Source organism: Xanthobacter sp. SG618, from assembly GCF_012932745.1.
Classification (GTDB): Bacteria; Pseudomonadota; Alphaproteobacteria; order Rhizobiales; family Xanthobacteraceae; genus Xanthobacter; species Xanthobacter flavus.
In genome coordinates this window covers 100,098-125,554 of sequence record NZ_JABBHL010000006.1, presented here as the reverse complement: position 1 = coordinate 125,554, position 25,457 = coordinate 100,098, and the positions used below count along the sequence as shown (strand labels likewise).

Genomic DNA, 25,457 nt, shown 5'->3' with positions numbered 1-25,457 from the left:
GGACAGTGTAACAGCGCGCCGCCGCTGCGCAATGCCGCGGCGTGCCCTGTTCGTAATCAGGCGGACATAAGGGGTCACTCGGCGGCGGCGCGGCCCTTGAGATCGAGGGTAAGGCCGGCGGCCAGGGCGTCCGCACGGAAGGCCTTCACCGCGTCCAGGGACAGCTCGGCGGCAGTGCGCGAACCCATCGCCGGCAGCTTCTTCAGCACGTCGGCGGGGGCGGTGATGATGTGGCAGCCCATCTCGTCCGCCTCGATCACGTTCCACACCTCGCGGGTGGACGCCCAGATGACTTCGACGTTCGGGGTGGCACGCGACAGCTCGACGGCACGGGAGATCGCCGGCTTGTAGTCGATGCCCAAATCGGCCAGCCGGCCGGCGAAAACCGAGATGATGGAAGGGGCGCCGCCGGCCAGGGCTTTGACGCCCTCGTCCACCTGGGGCACGTCGAAGATGGCGGTGAGGTTCACCTTCACGCCGTCCTGAACGAGGTCCCGCACCAGCTCGTACAAGGTTTCGCCGCGGGTCGTGGAGACCGGGAGCTTCACATGCACATGCTCGCCCCAGGTGGCGATGACGCGGGCCTGGGCGCGGATTTCGGGGATGTCGTCGGAGAAGACCTCGAACGAGATATGCCGGTCCGGCACCGCCGCCACGAGGTCGCGGGCGTAGGATTCATAATCGGTTACGCCGGCCTTGCGCAGCAGAGAGGGGTTGGTGGTGAAGCCGGCGATGTGGGGCTGCTTCGCCATTTCCACGATCTGCGCCTTGTCGGCGCCGTCGGTGAACAGCTTCACCTTCAGGTCGCTCAGCTTCACGGACATCTCTTCGGCTCCCTTGACGATTTCGGCCATCCTATAGGCCGTTTGCGGCAAATTGGACACCGCCCGGAATCACAATTCGAACCGGGTGTCACCCGAGGTTGCCGGGAGGGGTATCGGTGCCATTAAGGGGGCGTTCACCATGTATCGAATGCGCCGGTGCCAGCCGGACCGGCGGCAACCTCCGTGAAAGAACCGCCGGGTCATCCTCGCTGTGACGGAAGGACGGGGATGCGCCCGGATTGCGCACCTTGATACCGTCACACCCAAAGGGTCAGGGCATCGAGGGGCGGGCATGGTCTCGACGGACATGGTGGAGCGGATGGCGCGGGCGATGCACGCCTATTCGCAGCAGCGTTATCCGCTGCTGGAGCCGTGGGAGGAGCTGTCGCCCGAGCGGCGGGCCTACCAGCGCCAGCTTGCCGCCCATGCCCTTCAGGCCCTCACCCCCCACGATGTGATCGAGATCACTTCCCGCGCCGCGCCGGCCATCGTCGCTGTGCCCGTGGAGCCAGCGCCCTGGGCGCTGGCGGAGTTGCAGGAAGCGGCCATCTCCGACAACGGCACCGCCATGGATGCCCGGCGGCGCTACCGCTCCTTCCTCGCCACCGCCTCCCTGCCGCTGGCGACCCGCCATGCCGAGGGTGCGATCTGAGGGGCGTGCGCGGCCTTTGTCGGCCGGAACGCGATCACCTTTAGCCGTCGTTGTGCCGTGGCTTGTCCGGGCGACCCACCGCTCCGCTTGTGCGATGATGGCCGACGACGGGAACCAGCCATACCGTGGATCGCCCGGACGAACCGGGCAATGACACAAGAAGAGAGACCTATTCCGCCGCCAGCGCCGGACGGTCCAGCCCGCGGCCGGAACGGGTGAGGTAGCGGCGGCACTGCTGCTCGCGGTCGTAGCCGAGCATGGTGCCCAGCATGAAGTCCTCTTCCGCCGTCAAAGCGTTGAGCGGACGGGTGACGAACGCCCGCGCCACCGCGACGAAGGCGTCGCGGCCGAAGAAAAGGTTGGCCTTGGCCGGGCTCACCTGCTGCACGAAATGGTCGATGCCCGCCCGCTCCAGCCGCGCCAGAAGCGGCGGCAGCTCCCGGGTCGCCAGCGTCATCAGGAACAGCGGCCGCACGCCCCGCCCCAGCTCGTAGAGATGATGGTGAAACAGGCGCTGCGTGGCGCCTGCCTCCTCCGGCACCGCAAGGCGCACCGGCGCGGGCGGCCAGCCGGCCTCCGCCTCGTGCGGCGGATCGCAGGCGGCCTCTAGAGAATGGTGCTGAGCCATGCGGTCACTCGCTTGTCGGTGAGACCGGACTGGGTGTCCTGGTCGAGGGCGAGGCCGACGAACTTGCCGTCGCGCTCGGCGGTGGAGTTGAGATAGTCGTAGCCCTTGGTGTCGGTGAAGCCGACCACCACCGCCTCCAGCGCCGTCACCTCGTCATAGAGGATGCCCATGGCGTCCACGAAGGAGCCGGGATAGCTCTCCTGGTCGCCGGTGCCGAACAGGGCCACCTTCTTGCCCTTCAGCCGGGCGCCGCGGAGCTTGTCGATATGCTCCTCCCAATCGGTCTGGAGCGTGCCGTCGCCATAGGTGGGCGAGCCGAGGATGAGCAGTTCGCAATTCTCGAAATCGGCCGGGCTCGCCGTCTTGATGTCCACCGCACGACCCTGGCACTTCTTGGAAATCCGGGACGCAACGCCCTTGGTGGCTCCGCCGTCGGAGCCGAAGATCACGTTAACGATCATGTCCTCGTCTCTTTATGGAGTGATTCAAAATCACGCCGCAGACTTCGCCAATGATGCGAGCCTCCGGCCGTCTGCAAAAACAGTCATCGACGATGCAAATGCATCGCATGAACATTGGACATCAAGGTTTCATGGAAGACAACAGGGGGCACCCGACATTGGAATGCCTCGATGGTGCGCGGATCGGGCGGTGGCGCAGGGGCTTCGAGGAAGGTTTGCTGAAGAGAAGGTCTTTTGGCGGCCGGACCCTCTCGCCGCGCCGTCACGACCGGGCCGGGACCACCTCACCGGGCATCGGCACGAGGCTTGGCATGACGCGGGGATAGGGTGGGCAGCTGCGGAGAAAGCCCCCTCACCCCCAACCCCTCTCCCGCGAGGGGAGAGGGGAGCTGGGCCGGCTCCCACGTCAAGATACTGAAGAGACTGGCAGCCTTCTTCCTTCTCCCCTCGCGGGAGAAGGTGGCACGCGGCGCAGCCGCGTGACGGATGAGGGGGCCAAGGCCTCGCCAACTCATCGCGGACGAGCAGAACGCCCCCTCACCTCAGCATGAAGCCGATGGCGAGCGCATTGGCGATGTCGATGAAGAAGGCGGAGACCAGTGGCAGGATGATGAAGGCGATGGGCGCCGGACCGTGGGTGCGGGTCACCGCCGTCATGTTGGCGATGGCGGTGGGGGTGGCGCCGAGGCTGATGCCGGTGAAGCCCGCCGCCAGCACCGCCGCCTGATAGTTCTGGCCCATGGCGGGGAACACCACGAACAATATGTAGGCCACCGCCACCAGCGTCTGCAGCCCCAGCACCGTGGCCAGCGCCGGGCCGAGGCCGCCCAGCGTCCAGAGCTGCATGCTCATCAGCGACATGGCGAGGAAGATCTTCAGCGACAGGTCCGAGACCAGGGCCAGCGCCGGGGTGCGGGCCGGCCATGGCATGCGCGGCGCGAGCTTCGGCAGGATGTTGGTGATGACGATGGCCACCAGCATGCACACCACGAACATGGGCAGCTTCAGGCCGGTCTTCTCCACCACGCCTTCCAGCGCATAGCCGATGATGATCACGAGGTTGAGCGCGAGGATGGTGACGAGGATGTTCTTGTAGTCCACCGAACCGCCCTGGGGCTCGGCCGGGGTGTCCGGCAGGCCCACCATGGGGGCGTCGTCGCCGGTGCCGCGCAGGTTGAAGCGGGAGATGAGCAGGCCCGCCACCGGGCCACCCACGAGGCTGGCGATGACGAGGCCCAGGGTGGCGCTGGCGATGCCGATCTCCAGCGCGTTGGGCAGGTCGAACCTTTGCGAGATCATCGGCGCCCAGGCGATGGTGGTGCCATGGCCGCCCACCAGCGACACCGAGCCCAGAAGCGGCCCCACGCCATAGGGCAGGCCGAGCACCGCCGCGCCACCGACGGCGACGACGTTCTGCAGGACCAGATAGGAGACAGTCAGCAGCAGCAGGATCACCAGCGGCTTACCGCCGGTGGCGAGGTCCGAGACGCGGGCATTGAGGCCGATGCCGGTGAAGAAATAGAGCAGCAGCAGGTCCCGGGCGTCGAGGTCGAAGCTCACCGCGAGGCCCACCACCTTGTAGGCAAAGAGCGTGGCGAGCGCAGCGAGGATGCCGCCGGTGACCGCCTCCGGGATGTTCCAGCGCTTGAGCGGGGCGATGATCTCGTTGAGGCCGGCGCCGAGGAAGTAGACGAGGATGGCGATGGTGAAGGACAACAGCCCGGAAACCTCGTACGTCGCCGGCATCTGGCTCCCCCTGCGTGGCCTTGCTCCGCCCCTCCTCTAGCCTATTCCGGTACGCGCCGAAACGCTTACGCGCCCAGCCGGCGCAGGGCTTTTCCGGCAAGCACGTCCTTCTCGATGTCCTCCAGCTCCACCTGCCGCGTCTCCGGCACATAAGCGAGGGAAATGAAGAGCGAGGCGACGCACACCACGAGGAAAATGCCGATGGTGGCGGCAAGGCCGATGCCCTCCACCACCGAGAGGAAGCTCGCCGCCACGATGGCGTTGAACAGCCAGCTCGTGGCCGAGGCGGCAGCAATGCCCCGCTCGCGGATGGCCGAAGGGAAAAGCTCGGACATGAGCACATAGGGCAGCGGCCCGAGGCTCAGGGCGAAGGCGACGATGTAGGCGCACAGGCCCGCAAGCGCCACATAGGGCCAGTCGGCCAGCGCGGCGACGATCACCAGCGCCAGGCTCACCGCCATGGCCGCCGAACCGGCGATGAGCAGCGGGCGGCGCCCGAGCCGATCCACCAGCATCATGGCCGCCATGGTCGCCAGCACGTTGACGAGGCCGAGGCCGAAAGTGGCGGCGAGGGCGGCGACACCGGCGGGGAAGCCGAGTTCGGTGAAGATGTGCGGGGCGTAATAGAGGATGCCGTCTATGCCGGAGAAGTTCTGCAGCACGAACAGCACGCTGCACAGCACCAGCACCGCCTTGGTGCTGCCCCGGCCGAGCACGGCCCGCCAGTTGCCGGCCGGCGCGCTCTCGCCGTCGCCGGCGGAGATCTCGCCGGCAAGGCCGAGCCACCGGGCCGCGGCCTCGCCATCCGCCATCCGGCCGCGGGAGATGAGCCAGCGCGGGCTTTCCGGCAGCAGCAGCACGGCGCCCGCGCAGGCCGCCGCGATGAGCACGCCGCCGCCCAGCATCTGCGCCCACGTGGCGTGGCCGGTGAGCGCGAGGGGCACCGCATAACCCAGAAGGATGCCGATGGTGACTGCGAGCTGGAACAGGGAGACCACCGCGCCGCGATGGCGCGCCGGCGTCACCTCCGCCGCATACATGGGCACCACCATGGAGGAGAGGCCCACCCCGAGGCCGATGAGAACGCGCGCCGCCACCAGCATCCCCACGCCCGGCGCCATCGCCTGTCCCAGCGGCACCAGAGCATAGCCGGCAAAGGCCAGCGTCGCGGCGAGGAGGCAGGAGGGACGCCGGCCGATCCGCTGGGAAATCGGTGCGGCGAGCACCGCGCCCACGAAGCAGCCGGCCAGCAGCGACGTCACCATCATCTCGGTGGCGCGGGTGGAAAGGGCGAACGCCTCGGAGATGGTGCCCACCACGCCGGCGATGGACGCCGTGCTGAAGCCGAACAACATGCCGTTGAGGAGCACGAGGCCCGCCGTGAGGAACAAGGTTGCCATGTGATCCGACGGGTATGGGGGTAGAGCGCGGATAACGTGCGCGAGATGGAGCGGCCTGCGGGACTTGTAAGCGCGACCTACAGTAGAGCATAAGTACAAAAAATCGAGCGGCGATAGGCCCGGCATCTCGCCGGAGCTGCCGTCAGGGAGGGCGCCCAGTGACCGTTTCCGCGGCAACCCACGAACACGCCAACCGCCTTGCCATCGAGGGCGGCGAACCGGTCCGCACCAAGCCCCTGCCGTGGGAGCTGCCCGGCGCCCACTGGATCGGCGAGGAGGAGTTGGAACTCGTCTCCCGCGTGGTGCGCGCCCAGAGCCCCTTCCGCTTCTACGGCCCCGACCTCCAGCACATGGTGGACACGCTGGAGAAGGAATGGTGCGCCGCCTTCGGCCACAAGCACGCGCTGGGCGTGTCCTCCGGCACCGCCGCGCTGACCATCGCCATGTCCGCCCTCGACATCGGCCCCGGCGACGAGGTGCTGGTGCCCGGCTATCTGTGGGTGAGCTGCGTCGCCGCCGTGGTGCGCGCCGGCGCCATCCCGAAGCTGGTGGACGTCGACGACTGCTTCACCCTCGATCCCGCGGACGTTGAGCGCAAGATCGGCCCCAACACCCGCGCCGCCTTGATGGTGCACATGAGCGGCGCGCCCGGCCGGGTCGCCGACGTCGCCCGCATCTGCCGCGAGCGCGGCATCGCGCTGATCGAGGATTGCGCCCAGACCGCCGGCGCCAGCCAGAACGGCAAGGCCGTGGGCACCTTCGGCGACATCGGCATCTTCTCGTTCCAGCTCAACAAGAACATGACCTCCGGCGACGGCGGCATGGTGGTGACCGAGCGGGACGACCTCTTCCGCCGCATCGTCGCGCTGCATGATCTCGGCTATCCCCGCAACGAGAAGGGCCGGCTCGACACCTCGGACGAGACCTGCCAGCTCTGGGGCGTCGGCGCCCGCATGTCGGAGCTGACGGGGGCCATGTGCCTTGCCCAGATGCGCAAGCTGCCGCAGATCACCGGCAACATGCGCTCGTCCAAGTGGCGCATCCGCGATGCCCTCGCCGACCTCCCCGGCCTCGGCTTCCGCACCGTGCCCGACCCCTCCGGCGACACCGGCCCCTTCCTGCTGATGACGCTGAAGGACGAGGCCACCGCGCGCCGCTTCGTGGACGCCCTGCGCGCGGAAGGCATCGCCGGCCCGGCCGGCTCGCTCGCCTGCCTCGCCATGCGCGAGTGGGGGATGCACTGGTATTCCAACATCCCGAGCCTCGTGAACAAGCGCTCGGACAGCCGCGACGGCTTCCCCTGGACCCACCCGTCCAACGCCTTCGGCCAGAGCTACAGCTACGCCGCCGGCGCGCTGCCCCATTGCGACGACCTGCACGCCCGCGGCGCGCTGCTCACCATCGCCTCCACGCTCACCCCCGAGGACGAGGCCGACATCATCGCCGCCGTCCGCAAGGTGGCGCGCGTGGTGCTGGCCTGACGCCCGCAGGGCTTTTCACGGAAAAAAGGGGCCGCGCCGCCGGGCTGTCCGGCGGGCGGTAAAGCGCGAAGGGAAGCGCCATGATCTATTTGATCGCCGCCATCGCCGGCCTCGCCGGGGCGCTGTTCGGCTTCGACGAGGGCGTCATCGCCGGCGCGCTGGCGCCGCTGCGCAGGGACCTCGGCATCGATCCCGTCGCGGAAGGCATGATGACGGCGGCGGTGCCCTTCGGCGCCTTCATCGGCGCCATCGTCGGCGGGCGGCTCGCCGCTGCCGCCGGGCGCCGCAAGCTGCTGTTGTGGTCCGCCATCCTGTTCATCGGCGGCGCGCTCCTGAGCGCGCTGGCCGGCGGCCTCATCACCCTCACCCTCGCGCGCCTCGTCATCGGCCTCGCGGTGGGCGTCGCCGCCATGATGGCGCCGCTCTACATCTCCGAAAGCGCCCCGGCCAAGGAGCGCGGCATGCTGGTTTCCATCTACCAGCTCGCCATCACCCTCGGCATCCTCGGCGCCTATGTGGTGGGCTACGCCTTCCACGAGAACTGGCGCTGGATGTTCGCCATGGGCGCGGTGCCGGCGGTTCTGCTGTTCGGCGGCATCTTCGCTCTGTCCGACACCCCCCGTTGGCTGGCCATGCGCGGCCGCAGCGCCGAGGCCAAGGCCGCCCTCGCCCGCATGCGCGAGCGGCCCGAGAGCGACCCCGCCGTCGCCGCCGAATATGAGGAGATCCGCGCCGCCGCGGCCGCCGACGAGGGCCGCAAGGCGACCTTCGCCGATCTGCTCTCGCCCCGCGTGCGCCCGGCGCTCATCGTCGCCATGGGGCTGTTCCTGCTGCAGCAGCTCTCCGGCATCAATGCGGTGATCTATTACGCACCCACCGTGTTCGAGCTGTCCGGCTTCAGCTCCACCACCACCCAGATCCTCGCCACCGCCGGCATCGGCGTGGTCAACGTGCTGATGACGGTGGTGGGCATGATGCTCATCGACCGGCTCGGCCGCCGCCTGCTGCTGCTCATCGGCTTCACCGGCACCGCCGTGTCGCTCGGTGCCATCGCCATCGCCGCCGCCACCGGCAGCCCGTCGCTGGGCGTGCTCGCCCTCGCCGGGCTGGTGCTCTACATCGCCTCCTTCGCCATCGCCATCGGCCCGCTGCCGTGGGTGATGATGTCCGAGGTGTTCCCGCTGGATTGCCGGGCGCTGGGCATGAGCATCGCCTCGCTGGTGAACTGGGGCTTCAACTTCATCGTGGTGTTCAGCTTCCCGGTTCTGGTGGCCGAGTTCGGCCTCGCCGGCGTATTCGGCCTCTATGCCGTGGTGTGCGTCGCCGGCCTCGCCTTCACCCAATGGCTGGTGCCCGAGACCAACGGCGTGAGCCTGGAAGAGATCGAGCGCCACCTCAGAAGCGGCCGCCCCCTGCGCGAGCTCGGCCGCCTGCACGCGGCCTGAGGAGACCCCATGAGCGAGACCTCTCCCGACGCCCCCCTCGATTTCGAGGCGCTGGTCGTCGCCCTCCTGCCGCTCGGCCCCTACCACGCGGCGCTGGCGCCGATGGTGGCGGACCTTGCCCGCATCGCGGCGCTGAACACCCAGCTCAACGCCGCCTTCCGCCGCATCGCCGAACGCTCAGGCTTCCCCGAGGGCGCGGTGCATCGCGAGCACCTCGCCGAGGATGCGGAGGCGGTGGGCACCTTCTTCGAATACGTGCATTTCGCCTCGCCCAGCTTCCTGGGCTCGGTGGGGGAATGGCCGCTGGTCGGCGGGCGGCCGCTGGCCGGGAAGGCTTCGGGAGACGCCCATGGCTAAGGCAACCCATTGCGACGTGATCGTCGTCGGCACCGGCGCCGGCGGCGGCATGCTGGCCTACGAGCTGGCGAAGGCGGGGCTCAACGTGGTCTCGCTGGAGCAGGGCGGGCGCCTCGCCGACGACCATTTCAAGCGCGTGGACCCGCCGGGCACCCAGCTTGATTTCGGCATCCGCGCCAACACGGTGTGGCCGGCCGAGCCGCACGACAGCCTGTTCGTCCATCCCTTGTTCGAGAAGGGCGGGGACGGCTCCACCGGCTGGCCAGACAATAACTTCCACCACTACCAGATCCTCGCCGTCAACGGTCTCCAGAACCTCTGGAACGGCGTGAGCGTGCGCTTCTCCGCCCGCGACTTCCGGGACTGGCCGATCTCCTATTCCGACCTCGCGCCCCATTACGAGGCGGTGGAGCGGCGCATCGTCGTCTGCGGCACCCAGGAAAACCTCGAGGAGCTGCCCGACGGCGTCTATGTGCCGCCGAAGCCCCTGCGCCCCGCCGACGTGATGATCGTCGATGCGGTGAACGCGATGGACGAGCCCTATTCGCACGCCATCCCCAACCGCAAGGCCATCGACACCCGCCCCGACAGCCCCAACGCCTGCGTCTCCACCGGCATCTGCACCTCCGGCTGCCCCACCGGCGCGGTCTACAAATTCACCGCCCGGCTGCTGCCGGAGATCGAGACACTGCCGAACTACGAGCTGCGGTCCGGCACCAAGGTGGTGCGGCTGCTGCGCGAGCCCGGCACGAAGCGGGTGATGGGCGTCGAATATCGCGACATGGCCACCGGCGAGGCGCGCGTGCTCACCGCCGATCACGTGGTGCTCGCGGCCGGCGCCATCGAGAGCCCGCGCATCCTGTTCAATTCCGCCGACGACGCCGCGCCCGAGGGCATGGGCAACACCACCGGCCAGCTCGGCCTGCGCCTGCAGGACAATCCCAAGGCCGTGCTCTCCACCTCGCTATGGAAGCTGTGGGGCAAGGGCCGGGATTTCGATATCGGCTATGGCGACCTGCTCATCCTCATGTCGCGCGGCACGCTGCCGGACGGGGAGGAATTCCCCTTCATCGGCCACGCCATCCACGGCGTGCCGGATATCCCGCACTATCTCGCGGGCATGAAGCGCTTCCCGCCCTTCATGAAGGAGCGGCTCGCCCGCTTCATGTTCCATTCCTACGTCACGCTCGGCCTGTTCTGCGCCGGAGAGCCGACCCCGGCCAACCGGGTGCGGCCCGGCACGACGCGCGACCGCTTCGGCGTGCGCCATGTGGCCGTGGACTTCTCCGCCACGCCGCGCGCGGAGGCGATGATGGAGGCCATGAACGGCTGGGGCCGCCAGGTGCTGCGCCACGCCGGGGCGACGTCAATCTACCCCTCGCGCGACAATACCGGCACCGGCATCCATTATGCCGGCACCACCGCCACCACCGCCGACCCCGAGCGGGGCGTGGTGGATGCGGACCTGAAGCTCCACGATCTGGACAACGTCTATGTCTGCGACGGCGGTGTCATCCCCGTGCTGCCGGACAAGCACCTCACCCTCACCATCATGGCGCTGGCCCACCGCCTCGCCGGCCATCTGGTGGAGAAGGCGCGCACCGGCGCCGCGGTCCAAAGCGAGCCCGCCCACGCGTGAGACCCAAGGCCTCCGCCTCCAATGCTTCCGTCATGCCCGGGCTTGTCCCGGGCATCCACGTCAGACCGACGGTACAATCCCCGTAAGGCGTTCCCAGCCATGACGGCGGGATAGCTTCCGCAGTTCACTCACCTCTCGGGTACGGCCCCGGCCATAACGGCCCCGGCGAAGGCGTTGATGCGGCCGAAGGCGGCGCGGGAGAGTTCGCCCGCGTGCATCACCGCCTCATGACAGGCGCCGGGATCCTGGTTGAGATGCGCGACCAGCGCCGCCGCCAGCTCGCTCTGGCCAATGGCGAGCGTGCGCAGGCCGAGCAGCAGATTGTCGAGATCGGTCCGCGTGAGGGCGATGCGCAGCGGCGCGTCCTGCGCCAGCCCTGTCCAGCGTGCAATGGCCTCCGGCGCGATCTGCGCCGCCTCGCTGTGATCGGTCATGAAAATCCCCGGCTGAAATGATCGTCCGGCCCGAAAAGGGCCGCTTGTTCCAGTCTACACTCTCAACCTGCGGTACCGAAGCCGTGGCGCCCACGTTGACGGGCATCAATGTCCCGCCGCCACCCGACCAATATTAAAATACCGCAAGGCAGCCGCTCAGGCGGCTCGACGGAAAGGCAGGAACGCCATGACGGATATGCTCTCCCCCGCAGCCTATGTGGAACGCCAGCGCCCCGGGCAGCCTAAGATGAAGGCGGCCATCTTCGTCGAGAAGAACCGCATCGTGCTGGACGAGAAGCCCATCCCCGATGTCGGCCCGCTCGATGCGCTCATCCGCATCACCACCACCACCATCTGCGGCACCGACGTGCACATCCTCAAGGGTGAGTATCCGGTGGCCACGGGCCTCACCATCGGCCACGAGCCGGTGGGCATCATCGAGAAGCTCGGCTCGGCGGTGGAGGGCTTCCAGGAAGGCCAGCGCGTCATCGCCGGCGCCATCACGCCCTCCGGCTATTCCAATGCCTGCCTGTGCGGCCAGTGCTCGCAGGACGGCCCGCGCACCAAGCACGGCTTCAAGGCCATGGGCGGCTGGCGCTTCGGCAACACCATCGACGGCGCGCAGGCGGAATATCTCGTGGTGCCCGACGCCATGACCAACCTGTCCCCGGTACCGGAGGCGCTGTCCGACGAACAGGTGCTCATGTGCCCGGACATCATGTCCACCGGCTTCGCCGGCGCCGAGAGCGGCAAGGTGAAGATCGGCGACACGGTGGCCGTGTTCGCGCAGGGCCCCATCGGCCTGTGCGCCACGGCCGGCGCCAAGCTCATGGGCGCGACGCGCATCATCGCGGTGGATCGCGTCGCCGCGCGGCTCGAGATGTCCCGCGCCATGGGCGCCGACCTTGTCGTGGACTTCTCCAAGGTCGACCCGGTGGAGGAAATCCTGCGCCTCACCGACGGGCGCGGCGTGGATGTCGCCATCGAGGCGCTGGGCCGGCAGGAGACGTTCGAGGCGGCGCTGCGCGTGCTCCGGCCCGGCGGCACGCTCTCCTCCCTCGGCGTCTATTCGAGCGACCTGAAGATCCCGCTCGATGCCTTCGCGGCGGGCCTCGGCGACAACGCCATCGTCACCTCGCTCTGCCCCGGCGGCAAGGAGCGCATGCGCCGGCTGATGGATGTGGTCGCCTCCGGCCGGGTGGACGCCCGCGCCCTCGTCACCCACCGCTTCAAGCTGGACGAGATCGAGGCCGCCTACGACCTCTTCGCCAACCAGCGCGATGGCGTCCTCAAGGTGGCCATCACGCCGTAGGAGGAGCAGGCCGGCTTTACCCTTCTCCCCTCGCGGGAGAAGGTGGCGCGCGGCAAAGCCGCGTGACGGATGAGGGGGGCCTGTGGACGTGGCCGCCAAGCCCTCACCCCTCACCCCGGCCCCTCTCCCGCCCGAACTCGGCAGCAGCCGAGTTCGGTTCGTGGAGGTTGAAGTCGGCAAAAGCCGACTTTAAGGGGAGAGGGGTGTGCAGCGCGAGGCGACCATGGCAGCACCTGCGCAACCGCCCCAAAAGACCGCCGGCGACCATGTGGTCGCCGATCAGGGCGCCGTCTTCGCCTTCCTCGCCGATCCCGCGACCCATGGGCTTGCGGAGAACATCATCCGCATCGACACCCACGGTGCCGCCGTCTTCCTCGCCGGGCCGTTCGCCTACAAGGTGAAGCGCGCGGTCTTCTTCCCCTTCATGGATTTCTCCACGCTGGAGAAGCGCCGCGCCGCCTGCGCCGCCGAGGTGGAGATATCGGGCGCGGGGGCACCCGGCCTCTATCTCGGCGTGGTGCCCATCGTGCGCACGCCCCATGGCCTCGCGCTCGGCGGCGACGGCGAGGCGGTGGACTATGCGGTGAAGATGCGCCGCTTCGATACCGATCTCACCCTCGACCGGATCGCCGAACGCGGCGAGCTCACGCCCGAGCTCGTCAAGGCCGTCGCGGCCATGGTGGTGAGCGCCCACGCCGCTGCGCCCGAGCGCCGGGGCTTCGACACGGCATCCGCGCTTTCCACCTATCTGGAAGACAACATCGCCGAATTCTCCGCCCGGCCGGACCTGTTCCCGGCCGAAGACGTGGCGCGGCTCGCCGAAGTCTCACGCGCGGCGCTGGCGCGTGTGCGCCCGCTGCTGGCGGCGCGCGCCGGGGCGGGCTTGGTCCGCCGCTGCCATGGCGACATGCACCTGCGCAACATCGTGCTTCTCGACGGCAGGCCGGTGCTGTTCGACGCCATCGAGTTCAACGACGAGATCGCCACCTGCGACGTGCTCTACGACCTCGCCTTCCTGCTCATGGACCTGTGGCAGCGGGGCCTGAGGACAGAGGCCAACGCCATCTTCAACCGCTATCTCTGGGCGAGCGACGACGCGCAGCTCGACGGTCTCGCAGCCCTGCCGCTCTTCCTCAGCCTGCGCGCCGGCATCCGGGCGAAGGTGGAGGCGGCGGGGCTGGCGCATCTGGAGGGGGAAAAGCGGGTGGAGGCGGCGGGGCGCGTCGCCCACTTCTTCCAGCAGACCATCGACCTCCTCGCCACCACGCAGCCCGATCCGGTTCGCTTCGGCGACGTGACGGTGGACTCGGCCGACCCCTCCCATCCCACGCTCTGGGCGGTGGGCGGGCTGTCTGGGAGCGGCAAGAGCACATGGGCCGCCAAGGCGGCGGCGGGCATCGGCACGCGGGCGCCCGGCGCGGTCATCCTGCGCTCGGACATCGAGCGCAAGCGCCTCTTTCATGTGGCGGAAACGGAAAAGCTGCCCGCCGAGGCCTATGCGGCCGAGGTGAGCCCGCGCGTCTATGAGCGGCTGCGGACACTGGCCCGGCAGGTCCTCGCTGCCGGTTACACGGTCATCGTGGATGCCGTGCATGCGCGCCCCGAGGAGCGGGACGCCATCGAAGAGGTTGCGACGCAGGCTGGCCTACCCTTCGCCGGCATCTGGCTCGACGCCCCGGCGGAGGAACTGGTGAGGCGGGTGACCGCCCGCACCGGCGATGCGTCAGACGCCGACGCCGCCGTGGTGCGCCATCAGCTGGCCTATGATCTCGGTCCCATCCATTGGGCGAGAGCCGAACGCCGGGTCAGCACTTCCCCTGCGGCTCCGGCTTCGGATTGACGCCGGAGACCGTATCCGGCTGGCGGGTGGGCGATGCCGGCGTGCCCGCATGCGGCGTGAGGCCGGTATAGGAGCCGCCGGTGCCGCCGCTCCAGGCGGTGGAGCCTTCGCTGCCGGGCTTGGTGCCGGAATCCGGGCCATGCGCGGGGGGCGTCGCGGCGGTGTGGGGCGGCTCCTCGCAGGCGCCGGTCTGGGCCGCGGGTGCAGCGGTCTGCGCGGCGGCCGGCGCGGGAGCGCCCGAGGCCAGAAGGAACATGATGCCGCCGACGATCGCGGTGGCGCAGATGCGCGCCCTGTTGGGCGAAGGCAGCACGACGGGAGACGGGCGCCGGGGCGCCGTCGAATAAGCGTTCAAGGCGTCGGTGGAGGGCATATCCGTTCTCCTTTCGCCGGGAGAACGACCTGCCACGCCGCATGGTTCCTTGATTTCGGCGCCGGCGTCCCCACAGAGCCCCCGCTTGTCGCCTCAGCCGGCGATGCGCACCCGCCCCGGCCCAGCCTCCACGCGCCCGATGCGAACCGCCGCGGGATAGCCCGCCGCGCGGATGTCGGCGAGCAGGCGGTCGGCCTCCTCCGGCGCGCAGGCCACCAGCAGGCCACCGGAGGTCTGCGGATCGGTGAAGAGGTGGCGCTGCCAGTCGGGCGTGCCTTCGGGCAGGTCCACCTCGGCGCCGTAGCTCGCCCAGTTGCGGTGCGAGGCGCCGGTGACGAAGCCCTGCTGCACCAGCATTTCCGCCTCCGAGAGCCAGGGCAGCGCGGCGCGCTCGATGACGAGGGTGGCGCCCGAGCCGCGCGCCATCTCCAGCCCATGGCCGAGGATGCCGAAGCCGGTCACGTCGGTGATGGCGCTCACCGCCGCCTCCTTGCCGAGCGCCGCGCCGACGCGGTTCAGCTTGGTCACCGAGGCGATCATCTCGTCATAGGCGGCGGCGGAGAGCGCCTCCTTCTTGAAGGCAGCGGAATAGACGCCGACGCCCAGCGCCTTGGTGAGGATGAGCGCATCGCCCACGCGCGCCGTGGAATTGCGGCGCAGCCGCGCCTTGGGCGCCCGGCCGATGACGGCGAGGCCGTAGACCGGCTCCGGGCAGTCGATGGAATGGCCGCCCGCCACCGGAATGCCGGCCTCGGCGCAGATGGCCTGCCCGCCGGCGAGGATGGCCCGCACGGTGGCGGTGTCGATCTTGCCCAAGGGCATGCCGAGGATGGCGAGCGCCATTAGCGGCTCGCCGCCCATGGCGTAGACGTCCGAAATGGCGTTGGTCGCGGCGATGCGGCCGAAATGGTCGGGGTCATCCACCATGGGCATGAAGAAGTCAGTGGTGGCGATGATGGCGGTCTCGCCGTCGAGATCGTAGGCGGCCGCATCGTCCCCCGTCTCGGTGCCCACCAGCAGCCGCTCGAACGGCCCGCCGCTCGCCTGCCCCGCCAGCAGCTCCTGCAGCACGGACGGCGCGAGCTTGCAGCCGCAGCCGCCGCCATGGGCGAGGCTGGTGAGGCGGACCGGCGCCTGGTCCTGCGGGGAAGCGTGGGGCACGTCGAGCATGGAATGGGTTCCGGAAGAAAGGAGCAGCCCCCCGGCGGGGTTCACCGCGCAGGAAGGCCGGGAAGAATGTCCCCGCCGGGCGACGCTGAGCGCCGCCACAGCGGGGACCACGCCCTGACCGGCGACTTGATCACACCGCGATTTCAGCGGCGCGAATGGTGTATTTGAAATTGTCCGGGTCGAGGCAGTCGAGCAGGCCGCTGGCGGTCACCGCCTGGGGATACATGAGGAAGCCGAGGTGCGGCCCGTCGAAGCCGGGCAGCGTCACGTCGTGCGCCGTGTTGTAGGCGAACCAGTTGCCCTCCCACGAGCCGAACAGCGCCTTGCGCGCGGCCACCACCTTGGGGTCGTCCAGCGCCAGCTTGCCCGGGGGCTCCTCCAGCACCACCTTGCGCACGTCGGCCGGGTCCATGGGGGTCCAGCCGAACTCGGAGAGGAACACCTCGGCCCGGCAATGCTGCGCCTTGGTGACGATCTCGGAATTGGCGCCGAGGCTCTTGTAGCCGAAGCGCGAGGGCACCACGCGCAGGCCGTAGACATCGCGCGCCGGAATGCCCTGCGCCCGCACCAGCCCCACGAACAAAGCGTTGAGATCGGCGCACTTGCCGCCGAGATCGCCGCTCTTCAGCAGCGCCGCGATATCGCCGATGCCGCAGCCGCGAGTAGCAGCGTTGCGATAGGTGTTCTCCACGATCCACTGGAAGATGGCGCCGACCTTGTCCAGCTCGGACGCCTTGCCGGCGACGATCTTGTCGGACGTGGCCTTCACGATGCCGTCGGTGGGGATGAGGTCTGTGGCCGCGGTGTTGCGGCGGCGATCCTCGGCGGTGAGGGGCGTCGGCTTGCCGGGCTTCGTGAGATCGACGGCGAAGTCGCGGGTGGTGGCGCGGCTGACCAGCTCCACCTTCGGCGCCGGCTCGCCCTCGGCCCAGGCGACGTGCAGCATGTCGGCGCCGGAGCGCGCATCGCGCACGATCTTGGCGGAGCGGGCATTGGTGGTCCAGGTGTTCTCGCCGGGCTTGAACCAGTCCGGATTGGAGAAGGAGGCCACCGGCAGCCAGGCCTGCACCTTGCCGGCCGGCTTCAGGATCTCGACCGTGGTGGTGATCTGGAAGCTGCGCCAGTTGCCCACCGTGGGGGCGAACACGCGCGCCTCTGCGGCCTGCGCAAAGGCGGCGCGAGGCAGCAGCGCGGCAGCACCGGCGGAAAGTCCGGCGAGCGCGCCGGCCTTCAGAAGGTCGCGACGGGTGGTCATCGGGTCTGTTCTCCCTGGGCTTCTTTTGGTTGGTTTTTTTGCGGGGGCGCCGCCGCGGCGGCGATCGCGGCGTGGGTTCTGGAATCGGCCCAGTCCACCTCGCCCTCATAGGCGAGGACGAGCCGGCCGGAGATCACCACGAAGCTCGCCGGCAGCAGGCTGACACCCCAGCCCCGCGCCGCCGCGCGGTTCTGGTCGAGCAGAACGGGGCCGGACGCGGCGCCGGCCGTTCCCTCGGCGAAGAAGCGGCGGATGCGGTCGGCGGGCTCGGCCACGTCCACCAGCAGCACCCGCACGCCGCTGCGACGGCCGAAATCGGCAAGGGCGGGAAGCTCGGTGCGGCAGGGGGCGCACCAGGTGGCGAAGAAATGGACGATGGTCGGCGGCGCGTCCGCGGCAAGGGTCGCCGGCGCGCCATCAAGGACGCCGAGCGAGAGCGCGGGGGCGACGGGGCGGCCTTCGACGGCGGCGAGAAGGCCCGGCGGAGCGCGCTCCTCCTCCGCCGCGCTGGCGGGTGCGATGAGCAGGGGACCAGCCGCGAGCACGAGGGCGAGCGCCAGCGCGCCCGGCATGCCGCGCTGAGGCAGAGACCCGACCGTCCGGGATCGCGCGGATACGCGTCCACGGCCCCGCCAGCGACGCTGCGGTCCGGGAAATGTTATATCCGGCTGGATAGAGTGTGCGCCCCGACCCGCGGGAGCCAAACCGACCTTCACGCGGTCACTCTGCGTCAGGGTTGCAAGCGCGGTCAACGCTCGTTTCCGTGATGTCAGCCATGCTTCGGCAGCGCACAACAGGAAGGCGCCGCAAAACCATATGCCGTTACGTCAGAAGCGGTAGCGGGCAGGCGCACGCGTGCCGCATCGCAACATGCGACAACAAGGCGATTTTCGTTCAAACACGCGGAGTTGCGCGGGCGAAAATTGACATCATTCCAGTTCCAAAATACCGTCCGGTCACGCTGGGTGATCCAGCTCCCGGAGCGGCCCCGAGGCCGTCCGAAACCGTCCCCGGTCGGGGCACGAAAGGTCGGAGGCTTCCTTCGATGAACATGGAGCTCTCGCGGCGCCAGTTTTTGAAAACGGCGGGCGCGGGCGTGGCGGGAACGACGCTGGGCGCGTTGGGATTCGGTCCCATCGAGGAGGCCCTGGCCTCCACCATCAAGCCATTCCGCCTCGTCAACACCACCGAGGTGCGCAACACCTGCACCTACTGCTCGGTGGCCTGCGGCATCCTCATCTTCTCCAAGGGCAATCTCGCCAAGGGCGAGAAGGCGGACATCACCCATATCGAGGGTGACACCGACCACCCCACCAATCGCGGCACGCTCTGCCCGAAGGGCGCGGCCCTGCTCGACATCGTGAAGTCCGAGCAGCGCCTCAAGCAGCCCATGATCCGGCGCGCGGGCTCCGACAAGTTCGAGAAGATTTCCTGGGACGAGGCGCTCGACAAGATCGCCAAGGCCATGAAGGCGGACCGCGACGCCAACTTCATCGCCAAGAACAATGACGGCGTGACGGTGAACCGCTGGCTCACCACCGGCTTCCTCGCCGCCTCCGCCACCACCAACGAAACCGCGTTCGCCACCTACAAGGTGGTGCGCTCAACCGGAATTCTGACTTTCGACAATCAGGCGCGCGTCTGACACGGCCCCACGGTGTCCAGTTTGGGCCCAACTTTTGGCCGTGGCGCGATGACCAATTCGTGGACCGATATCAAGAACACGGATCTGGTCGTCATCATGGGCGGCAATGCCGCTGAAGCGCACCCGTGCGGATTCAAGTGGGTCACGGAGGCGAAGGCCACCCGTGGCGCCAAGCTCGTTGTCGTGGACCCGCGCTTCACGCGCTCGGCCGCGGTGGCGGACTATTACGCCCCGATCCGGCAAGGCACCGACATCGCCTTCCTTCTGGGCGTCATCAACTACTGCATCCAGAACGACAAGATTCAGTGGGACTATGTGAAGGCGTTCACCAACGTCGGCTACATCGTCAAGGAAGGCTTCGGGTACCAGGACGGCCTGTTCACGGGCTATGACGAGATGAAGCGGGACTACAACCGCTCCTCCTGGGACTACGAGATCGGCCCCGACGGCTATGCGGTCGTGGACGATACCCTCCAGCATCCCCGCTGCGTCTGGAATCTGCTGAAGCAGCACGTCTCCGTCTACACGCCGGAGCTGGTCGAGCGCATCACGGGCACGCCCAAGGACAAGTTCCTGAAGGTGGCGTCCATGATCGCGGAGTGCTCGTCGCCCACCAAGACGATGACCTCCATGTACGCGCTCGGCTGGACCCAGCACTCGAAGGGCTCGCAGAACATCCGCTGCATGGCGATGCTCCAGCTGCTCCTCGGCAATATCGGCGTGCGCGGCGGCGGCATGAACGCCCTGCGCGGGCATTCCAACATCCAGGGCCTCACCGACATCGGCCTGATGTCCAACCTGATCCCGGGCTATCTCACGATCCCGACGGAGAAGGAGCCGGACTTCAACGCCTATATGTCGACGCGCGGTTTCAAGCCGTTGCGTCCCAACCAGATGAGTTACTGGCAGAACTACAAGAAGTTCTTCGTCTCCTTCCAGAAGGCCATGTGGGGTGCGTCGGCGACGGCGGACAACAACTGGGCCTACGACTACCTGCCGAAGCTCGACGTGCCGTCTTACGACATCCTGCGCGCGTTCGAGCTGATGAAGCAGGGGAAGATGAACATCTACTTCTGCCAGGGCTTCAACCCGCTGCAGGCTTTCCCCAACAAGGCGAAGCTCGCGGAGGCGCTCGCCAAGCTCAAGCTCCTCGTGATCATGGATCCGCTGGAGACCGAGACCGCGCGCTTCTGGGAGAACCACGGCGTCTACAACCAGGCCGATCCGTCCAAGATCCAGACGGAGGTCATCCAGCTGCCCACCACCTGCTTCGCCGAGGACAACGGCTCGCTGGTGAATTCAGGCCGCTGGCTGCAATGGCACTGGGCCGCCGGCACCCCTCCGGGCGAGGCGAAGACGGACATCTACATCATGGCGCAGATCCATCTGCGCTTGAAGGAGATGTACAAGAAGGACGGCGGCGCGTTCCCCGATCCGATCGTCAACCTGACCTGGAACTACAAGGACCCGCACGAGCCCTCGCCCGACGAGCTTGCCAAGGAGCTCAACGGCTACGTGGTCTCGGACGTGCTCGACCCCAACGACCCCACCAAGAAGGTCCTGGAGGCGGGCAAGCAGGTGCCGACATTCGGCGTGCTGCGCGACGACGGCTCCACCGCGGCGGGCTGCTGGATCTATTCCGGCTGCTACACCGAGGCGGGCAACATGATGGCGCGCCGGGACAATTCCGATCCCGATGACACCGGCGCCTACTTGAAGTGGTCGTTCGCGTGGCCGGCCAACCGGCGCATCATCTACAACCGCGCCTCCTGCAACATCGACGGCAAGCCGTGGGACGACACCCGCAAGCTGATCTGGTGGGACGGGGCCAAGTGGACGGGCTACGACGTGCCCGACATCGCCCCCACCGCCAAGCCGCAGGATGTCGGCCCGTTTATCATGAACCCGGAAGGCGTCTCCCGCCTGTTCACCCGGGGCATGATGCGGGATGGACCGTTCCCGGTGCATTACGAGCCGTTCGAGAGCCCGGTCGCCAACCTGATCGCCCCGAAGGTGCGGGGCAACCCGGTGGCGCGCGTGTTCAAGGACGACTTCGCCCAGTTCGCGGACGTGGCGTCGAAGGAGTTCCCCTATGCGGCGACCTCCTACCGGCTCACCGAGCACTTCCATTACTGGACGAAGAACAACCACGTGAATTCGGTGCTCCAGCCCGAATTCTTCGTGGAGATCTCCGAGCAACTGGCGAAGGAGAAGTCGATCCAGAACGCCGGCTGGGTCCGCGTGTGGTCGAAGCGGGGCTCGGTCTTCGCCAAGGCCTACGTGACCAAGCGCATCCGTCCCCTGATGGTGGACGGCAAGCCCGTGCACATCGTCGGCATCCCCATCCACTGGGGCTTCGTCGGCGCCGCGAAGAAGGGCTTCCCGGCCAACGTGCTCACCCCGTTCGTGGGTGACGCGAACATCGAGACGCCGGAGTTCAAGGCGTTCCTTGTCAACATCGAGCCCTCCACCGGGCCGGTGGCGTAAGGAAAAGGAGAACCAGCATGTTTCCTCCGATTCCGAACCCCACCACCGCCCCCGTGGCGCCCAAGATGAGCGATGCGGACCTTGTCCGCCGCTCCGCCTCCGGTTCCCCCTCGCAGGTCGAGTTCAAGGAGCCGGTGGCCAAGCTCATCGACGTGTCGAAGTGCATCGGCTGCAAGGCGTGCCAGTCGGCATGCCTTGAGTGGAACGAGCTCCACGAGGAGATCGGCACCTTCAACGGCACCTACACCAACCCGCCGGACCTCACGCCGGCGTCGTTGACGCTCATGCGCTTCACCGAGTGGGTGAACCCCGAGACCGACAATCTCGAATGGCTCATCCGCAAGGACGGCTGCATGCATTGCGCCGATCCGGGCTGCCTGAAGGCCTGCCCGGCGCCCGGCGCCATCGTGCAGTATTCCAACGGTATCGTGGACTTCGACCACGCCAAGTGCATCGGCTGCGGCTATTGCGTGAAGGGCTGCCCGTTCAACATCCCGCGCATCTCGCAGCTCGATCACAAGGCCTACAAGTGCACTTTGTGCTCGGACCGCGTGGCCGTCGGCCAGGGTCCCGCCTGCCAGAAGGCATGCCCGACCCAGGCCATCGTCTTCGGCACCAAGACGCAGATGAAGCAGTGGGCCGAGGGCCGCATCAAGGATCTGAAGTCCCGCGGCTACAAGAATGCGGGCCTGTATGATCCGCCCGGCGTGGGCGGCACGCACGTGATGTACGTGCTGCAGCACGCCGACAAGCCCTCGATCTATGCGGGCCTGCCGGACAATCCGCGCATCAGCCCCATCGTCGAGGCGTGGAAGGGCGTGACCAAGTATGTGGGCCTCGGCGTCATGGGCTTTGCCGCCCTCGCCGGCGCGCTGCACTACCTCGTCAACGGCGCCAACAAGGTGTCGCCTGAGGACGAGGCGAACGCCGAAAAGCTGACGGCCGAGAAGCTGTCGTCCGGAGGTCGCTCATGAGCGCACCCTACGATCTGGAGAAAGGCGACGCGGTTCATCCGGGTCGCCCCGTGCAGGTGGACCGCTACACGGTGGGCGCCCGCATCAACCACTGGGTGACGGCCATCAGCCTGATCCTGCTGGCGATTTCGGGCCTCGCACTGTTCCATCCCAGCCTCTATTTCCTCACCGGCCTGTTCGGCGGCGGGCAGATGACGCGCACCATCCATCCCTGGATCGGCGTCGTGCTCTTCTTCTCCTTCGCCGGCATGTTCCTGCGCTTCTGGAAGGCCAACCTCTGGAAGAGCGAGGACGGCACCTGGATGCGCCGCATCCGCGACGTCATCGCCGGCCATGAGGAGAAGCTGCCGGAACTCGGCAAGTACAATGCCGGGCAGAAGATGGTGTTCTGGGGCATGAGCCTGCTCATCATGGTGCTCATCACCTCGGGTGTGGTGATCTGGCAGGCCTATTTCGCCTCCTACACCACCATCGAGCAGCAGCGCATCGCGCTTCTGGTGCATGCGCTGGCGGCGGTGGCGATCATCTGCGTGTGGATCGTCCACGTATACGCTGCCATCTGGGTCAAGGGCACCATCAGCGCCATGACCCGGGGGCAGGTAACGGGCGGCTGGGCGTGGCGGCACCACAGGAAGTGGTTCCGCGAGCTGGTCAGCTCCCGCAAGTCGGGGACCCGCGGGACTCCCGCGGAGTAGGCCTTTTCCCTATAATGGCCTCCCGGCCGCCGCGTGCGACCAGGAGGTTCATGTCCGGTGCACGTGACCCGTGAGGTTCGTGAGGTCATCATGTCGCGTACCTTCGGCCCCAGTTCGGCGCCCCCGATTCCCGATCCCTCCGTGCTGGAGGGCGTGACGGCGCCGACCTTCGCCTATCTGCCGGACCCCTCGACCCTGTTCGCGCGGCGCGCGGCGCGGTTCCGGCATCTGGCGCAGAACAATCCCCTCGCCCCCTATCTCACCTTCCTCGCCGGGCTCAGCGAGGCGCAGCACGCCGCCATCGCCGCGACGCCCGCGCCCGAGCCGGTGGAGGCGGCGCAGGTCGAGCGCGCCCGCGCCAACGAGATGCCGCCCCTCGATCGCAGCCATTTCACCACCGACGCCGCCTTCGACACCCTGTTCGAGCGGGCGCTGGCCGAGGCGACCAAGATCGAGCAGCCCGAGGCCGCCCGCACCGCGCTGGAGCGGGTGCGCATGGCCTCCGACGTGGCGCGCGGCGAGATGATCCGCAACGTGCTCGCCTCCTCCATCCCCGAGGAGGCGCTGGCCGAGCACCTCTATGTGGCGGCGGCGCTGGAAGCCCATTTCGCCCGCCTCGCGTCCCAGCTCGATGCCGCAAGGCTCGTTCCGGTGGGTGACGGCGTGTGCCCCACCTGCGGCGGCCCGCCGGTGGGCAGCCTCATCGTCAACTGGCCCACCTCCCATGGCGCCCGCTATTGCGCCTGCGCCCTGTGCGGCACGCTCTGGAACTATGTGCGGGTGCGCTGCACCGCCTGCGGCTCCACCGCCGGCATCGGCTATCAGGAAATGGAGGGCGGCAACGGCGCGGTGAAGGCCGAGACCTGCGACACCTGCCACGCTTATTCCAAGGTGTTCTACCTCACCCAGGATGACGGCCTCGATCCCGTCGCCGACGACGTGGCGAGCCTCGCCCTCGACATCAAGCAGAAGGAGGGCCCGTATCGGCGCGCCGCCTTCAACCCCTTCCTCCTCGGCTATTGAGGGCGGCGAGATGGCGAACGCACCGGCGGCCCTCTCCCCCGCCCCGCCTTTGCGCCTGCTCCCCTCCGTGGATCAGGTGCTGAAGGCCGAGGCCGCCCGCGCCGCCGTGGAGCGCCATGGCCGGCAGGCGGCGACGCAGGCGGTGCGCGACGCCCTCGACGAGCGCCGCGCCGCGCTCAAGGCCGGTGCCGGCGCCCCCGCGACGCCCGAGGAGATCGCCGCCGCCGCCCTCGCCCGGCTCGATGCCGCCGCCGCCCCCAGCCTGAAGCCGGTGTTCAACCTCACCGGCACGGTGCTGCACACCAATCTCGGCCGCGCCATCTTCGCCGAGGAGGCCATCGAGGCCGCCACCCGCGCCATGCGCAACGCCGTGTCGCTGGAATACGACCTCGACGGCGGCCGCCGCGGCGAGCGTGACGACCATGTGCGCGGCCTCATCTGCGAACTCACCGGCGCCGAGGACGCGACGCTGGTCAACAACAACGCCGCCGCCGTCCTCATCGTGCTCAACACCCTGTCGCCGGGAAAGCCGGCGCTGGTCTCGCGCGGCGAGCTGATCGAGATCGGCGGCGCCTTCCGCATGCCCGAGATCATGCGCCGGGCCGGCGCGGAACTCGCTGAAGTGGGCACCACCAACCGCACCCATCCGCGCGACTATCGCGACGCCATCGCGCCCGAGACCGGGGTGATCCTGAAGGTCCACACCTCCAACTACCGCATCGAGGGCTTCACCGCCGAGGTGCCGCCCCGCGACCTCGCCGAGATCGCCCGCGCCGGCGGCGTGCCCCTCGTCAACGACCTCGGCTCCGGCACGCTGGCCGACCTCTCCCGCTACGGCCTCGTGCATGAGCCCACCGTGCGGGAGGCGCTGGCGGAGGGGGCGGATATCGTCACCTTCTCCGGCGACAAGCTGCTCGGCGGGCCGCAGGCCGGCTTCATCGTGGGGCGGCGCGATCTCATCGCCCGCATCAACAAGAACCCCATGAAGCGGGCGCTGCGCGTGGACAAGGTGCGCCTCGCCGCCATCGAGGCCACGCTGCGGCTCTATCGCGACCCGGACCGCCTCGCCGCGCGCCTTCCCACACTTCGTTACCTCACCCGGTCGCGCGAGGATCTCGCCGCCCAAGCTGCCCGACTGGCGCCGCATCTCCAGCGCATCCTTGGTGCTCGTTTCACCGTAGAGAGCGTGCCGTGCCGCAGCCAGATCGGCTCCGGGGCGCTGCCGCTGGAGACGCTGGAGGGCGTGGGCCTCGCCATCCGCGCCCGCGACGGCAGCGGCGGCGCCATCGGCCGGTTGGCCGATGCCATGCGCCGGTTGCCGGTTCCGGTGATCGGACGGATTGACGATCAGGCGCTGGTGCTGGATGTGAGGTGCCTAGATGACGAAGCGGCGCTTGTCGCGTCCGTGACCGCTTTGGAGGGGGCACATGAGCTGGCTTGACCGACTGAAGGGCAAGGGCGGGGGACCGGACGAGCCGGAAGCGCCGACCGATGCGCCGCAGGATCGCGCGCCGCCCCGGCCGCCCCATGTGCATCCGCCCATGCCCCGCCTGCAGCGCGCCAGCGAGCGCCGCCCGGTGAGCGAGGCCGAGGTGGACCTCGACGCGCTGCTCGGC

22 protein-coding genes are annotated in these 25,457 nt (G+C 68.6%); 12 read left to right on the top strand and 10 right to left on the bottom strand.

Translation table 11 applies throughout. The features are described from left to right. Positions 1 to 74: 74 nt before the first annotated feature. Positions 75 to 824, bottom strand: a complete 750-nt coding sequence (locus FHT36_RS16920) for a transaldolase family protein (RefSeq protein WP_169123664.1) — start codon at positions 822 to 824, stop codon at positions 75 to 77. A gap of 292 nt (positions 825 to 1,116) precedes the next feature. Here FHT36_RS16920 and FHT36_RS16915 point away from each other — a divergent pair, with 292 nt between their 5' ends. Further along, positions 1,117 to 1,476: a hypothetical protein gene (locus FHT36_RS16915; protein WP_169123663.1), complete on the top strand. Its 360-nt coding sequence runs from the start codon at positions 1,117 to 1,119 to the stop codon at positions 1,474 to 1,476. Between the two features lie 169 nt (positions 1,477 to 1,645). On the opposite strand, the gene FHT36_RS16910 is transcribed toward FHT36_RS16915, so the two are convergent. The 4 genes from FHT36_RS16910 to FHT36_RS16895 form a co-directional block, all read right to left on the bottom strand. Continuing rightward, complete coding sequence (locus FHT36_RS16910) at positions 1,646 to 2,104, bottom strand: DUF2023 family protein (protein WP_169123662.1); 459 nt, start codon at positions 2,102 to 2,104, stop codon at positions 1,646 to 1,648. Continuing rightward, entirely contained in the window at positions 2,083 to 2,565 is a 483-nt protein-coding gene (gene fldA / locus FHT36_RS16905) for a flavodoxin FldA (protein ID WP_024277541.1), read from the bottom strand. The genes FHT36_RS16910 and fldA overlap by 22 nt, the downstream gene beginning before the upstream one ends. Positions 2,566 to 3,102: 537 nt before the next feature. After that, positions 3,103 to 4,311, bottom strand: coding sequence for a sodium/glutamate symporter (gltS, locus tag FHT36_RS16900; protein ID WP_169123661.1), 1,209 nt, complete (start codon positions 4,309 to 4,311; stop codon positions 3,103 to 3,105). A 65-nt stretch (positions 4,312 to 4,376) separates the two neighbouring features. Further along, entirely contained in the window at positions 4,377 to 5,711 is a 1,335-nt protein-coding gene (locus FHT36_RS16895) for a sugar porter family MFS transporter (protein ID WP_169123660.1), read from the bottom strand. Positions 5,712 to 5,869: 158 nt separating this feature from the next. Between FHT36_RS16895 and FHT36_RS16890 the strand changes: the two genes are divergently transcribed. The 4 genes from FHT36_RS16890 (at position 5,870) to FHT36_RS16875 (ending at position 10,633) form a co-directional block, all read left to right on the top strand. Beyond that, positions 5,870 to 7,192, top strand: coding sequence for an aminotransferase class I/II-fold pyridoxal phosphate-dependent enzyme (locus tag FHT36_RS16890; protein ID WP_169123659.1), 1,323 nt, complete (start codon positions 5,870 to 5,872; stop codon positions 7,190 to 7,192). Positions 7,193 to 7,272: 80 nt separating this feature from the next. Then, positions 7,273 to 8,637, top strand: coding sequence for a sugar porter family MFS transporter (locus tag FHT36_RS16885; protein ID WP_169123658.1), 1,365 nt, complete (start codon positions 7,273 to 7,275; stop codon positions 8,635 to 8,637). A gap of 9 nt (positions 8,638 to 8,646) precedes the next feature. Next, on the top strand, positions 8,647 to 8,994 hold the full coding sequence (locus FHT36_RS16880) for a hypothetical protein (RefSeq protein WP_169123657.1): 348 nt from the start codon (positions 8,647 to 8,649) through the stop codon (positions 8,992 to 8,994). After that, positions 8,987 to 10,633, top strand: a complete 1,647-nt coding sequence (locus FHT36_RS16875; protein WP_169123656.1) for a GMC oxidoreductase — start codon at positions 8,987 to 8,989, stop codon at positions 10,631 to 10,633. The genes FHT36_RS16880 and FHT36_RS16875 overlap by 8 nt, the downstream gene beginning before the upstream one ends. A 128-nt stretch (positions 10,634 to 10,761) precedes the next feature. On the opposite strand, the gene FHT36_RS16870 is transcribed toward FHT36_RS16875, so the two are convergent. Further along, on the bottom strand, positions 10,762 to 11,067 hold the full coding sequence (locus FHT36_RS16870) for a hypothetical protein (RefSeq protein ID WP_169123655.1): 306 nt from the start codon (positions 11,065 to 11,067) through the stop codon (positions 10,762 to 10,764). A gap of 196 nt (positions 11,068 to 11,263) precedes the next feature. On the opposite strand from FHT36_RS16870, the gene FHT36_RS16865 reads away from it, so the two are divergent. Beyond that, positions 11,264 to 12,379: an NAD(P)-dependent alcohol dehydrogenase gene (locus FHT36_RS16865; RefSeq protein WP_169123860.1), complete on the top strand. Its 1,116-nt coding sequence runs from the start codon at positions 11,264 to 11,266 to the stop codon at positions 12,377 to 12,379. 223 nt (positions 12,380 to 12,602) lie between these two features. Continuing rightward, positions 12,603 to 14,219: a bifunctional aminoglycoside phosphotransferase/ATP-binding protein gene (locus FHT36_RS16860; protein ID WP_169123654.1), complete on the top strand. Its 1,617-nt coding sequence runs from the start codon at positions 12,603 to 12,605 to the stop codon at positions 14,217 to 14,219. Here FHT36_RS16860 and FHT36_RS16855 read toward each other — a convergent pair. The 4 genes from FHT36_RS16855 to FHT36_RS16840 form a co-directional block, all read right to left on the bottom strand. Next, on the bottom strand, positions 14,185 to 14,592 hold the full coding sequence (locus FHT36_RS16855; protein WP_169123653.1) for a hypothetical protein: 408 nt from the start codon (positions 14,590 to 14,592) through the stop codon (positions 14,185 to 14,187). The genes FHT36_RS16860 and FHT36_RS16855 overlap by 35 nt on opposite strands. Before the next feature lie 93 nt (positions 14,593 to 14,685). After that, positions 14,686 to 15,762 (bottom strand): selenide, water dikinase SelD, encoded by a 1,077-nt coding sequence (selD, locus tag FHT36_RS16850; RefSeq protein WP_169123652.1) that lies wholly within the window; start codon positions 15,760 to 15,762, stop codon positions 14,686 to 14,688. Positions 15,763 to 15,892: 130 nt separating this feature from the next. Further along, positions 15,893 to 17,017 carry a transglutaminase-like domain-containing protein gene (locus FHT36_RS16845; protein ID WP_169123651.1) on the bottom strand — a complete coding sequence of 375 codons (1,125 nt, stop codon included), beginning with the start codon at positions 17,015 to 17,017 and terminating at the stop codon, positions 15,893 to 15,895. Further along, positions 17,014 to 17,589, bottom strand: coding sequence for a TlpA disulfide reductase family protein (locus FHT36_RS16840; RefSeq protein WP_169123650.1), 576 nt, complete (start codon positions 17,587 to 17,589; stop codon positions 17,014 to 17,016). The genes FHT36_RS16845 and FHT36_RS16840 overlap by 4 nt, the downstream gene beginning before the upstream one ends. A 473-nt stretch (positions 17,590 to 18,062) precedes the next feature. On the opposite strand from FHT36_RS16840, the gene fdnG reads away from it, so the two are divergent. From fdnG to selA, 5 genes are all read left to right on the top strand, one after another. Next, positions 18,063 to 21,149: a formate dehydrogenase-N subunit alpha gene (gene fdnG, locus FHT36_RS16835; protein WP_169123649.1), complete on the top strand. Its 3,087-nt coding sequence runs from the start codon at positions 18,063 to 18,065 to the stop codon at positions 21,147 to 21,149. 17 nt (positions 21,150 to 21,166) lie between these two features. Then, positions 21,167 to 22,123, top strand: a complete 957-nt coding sequence (fdxH, locus tag FHT36_RS16830; protein ID WP_169123648.1) for a formate dehydrogenase subunit beta — start codon at positions 21,167 to 21,169, stop codon at positions 22,121 to 22,123. Then, positions 22,120 to 22,818, top strand: a complete 699-nt coding sequence (locus FHT36_RS16825; RefSeq protein ID WP_169123647.1) for a formate dehydrogenase subunit gamma — start codon at positions 22,120 to 22,122, stop codon at positions 22,816 to 22,818. Before fdxH ends, FHT36_RS16825 begins: the two co-directional genes overlap by 4 nt. 90 nt (positions 22,819 to 22,908) lie before the next feature. Continuing rightward, on the top strand, positions 22,909 to 23,841 hold the full coding sequence (gene fdhE, locus FHT36_RS16820; RefSeq protein ID WP_169123646.1) for a formate dehydrogenase accessory protein FdhE: 933 nt from the start codon (positions 22,909 to 22,911) through the stop codon (positions 23,839 to 23,841). Positions 23,842 to 23,851: 10 nt separating this feature from the next. Further along, positions 23,852 to 25,282 (top strand): L-seryl-tRNA(Sec) selenium transferase, encoded by a 1,431-nt coding sequence (gene selA / locus FHT36_RS16815; RefSeq protein ID WP_169123645.1) that lies wholly within the window; start codon positions 23,852 to 23,854, stop codon positions 25,280 to 25,282. Positions 25,283 to 25,457 lie beyond the last annotated feature (175 nt).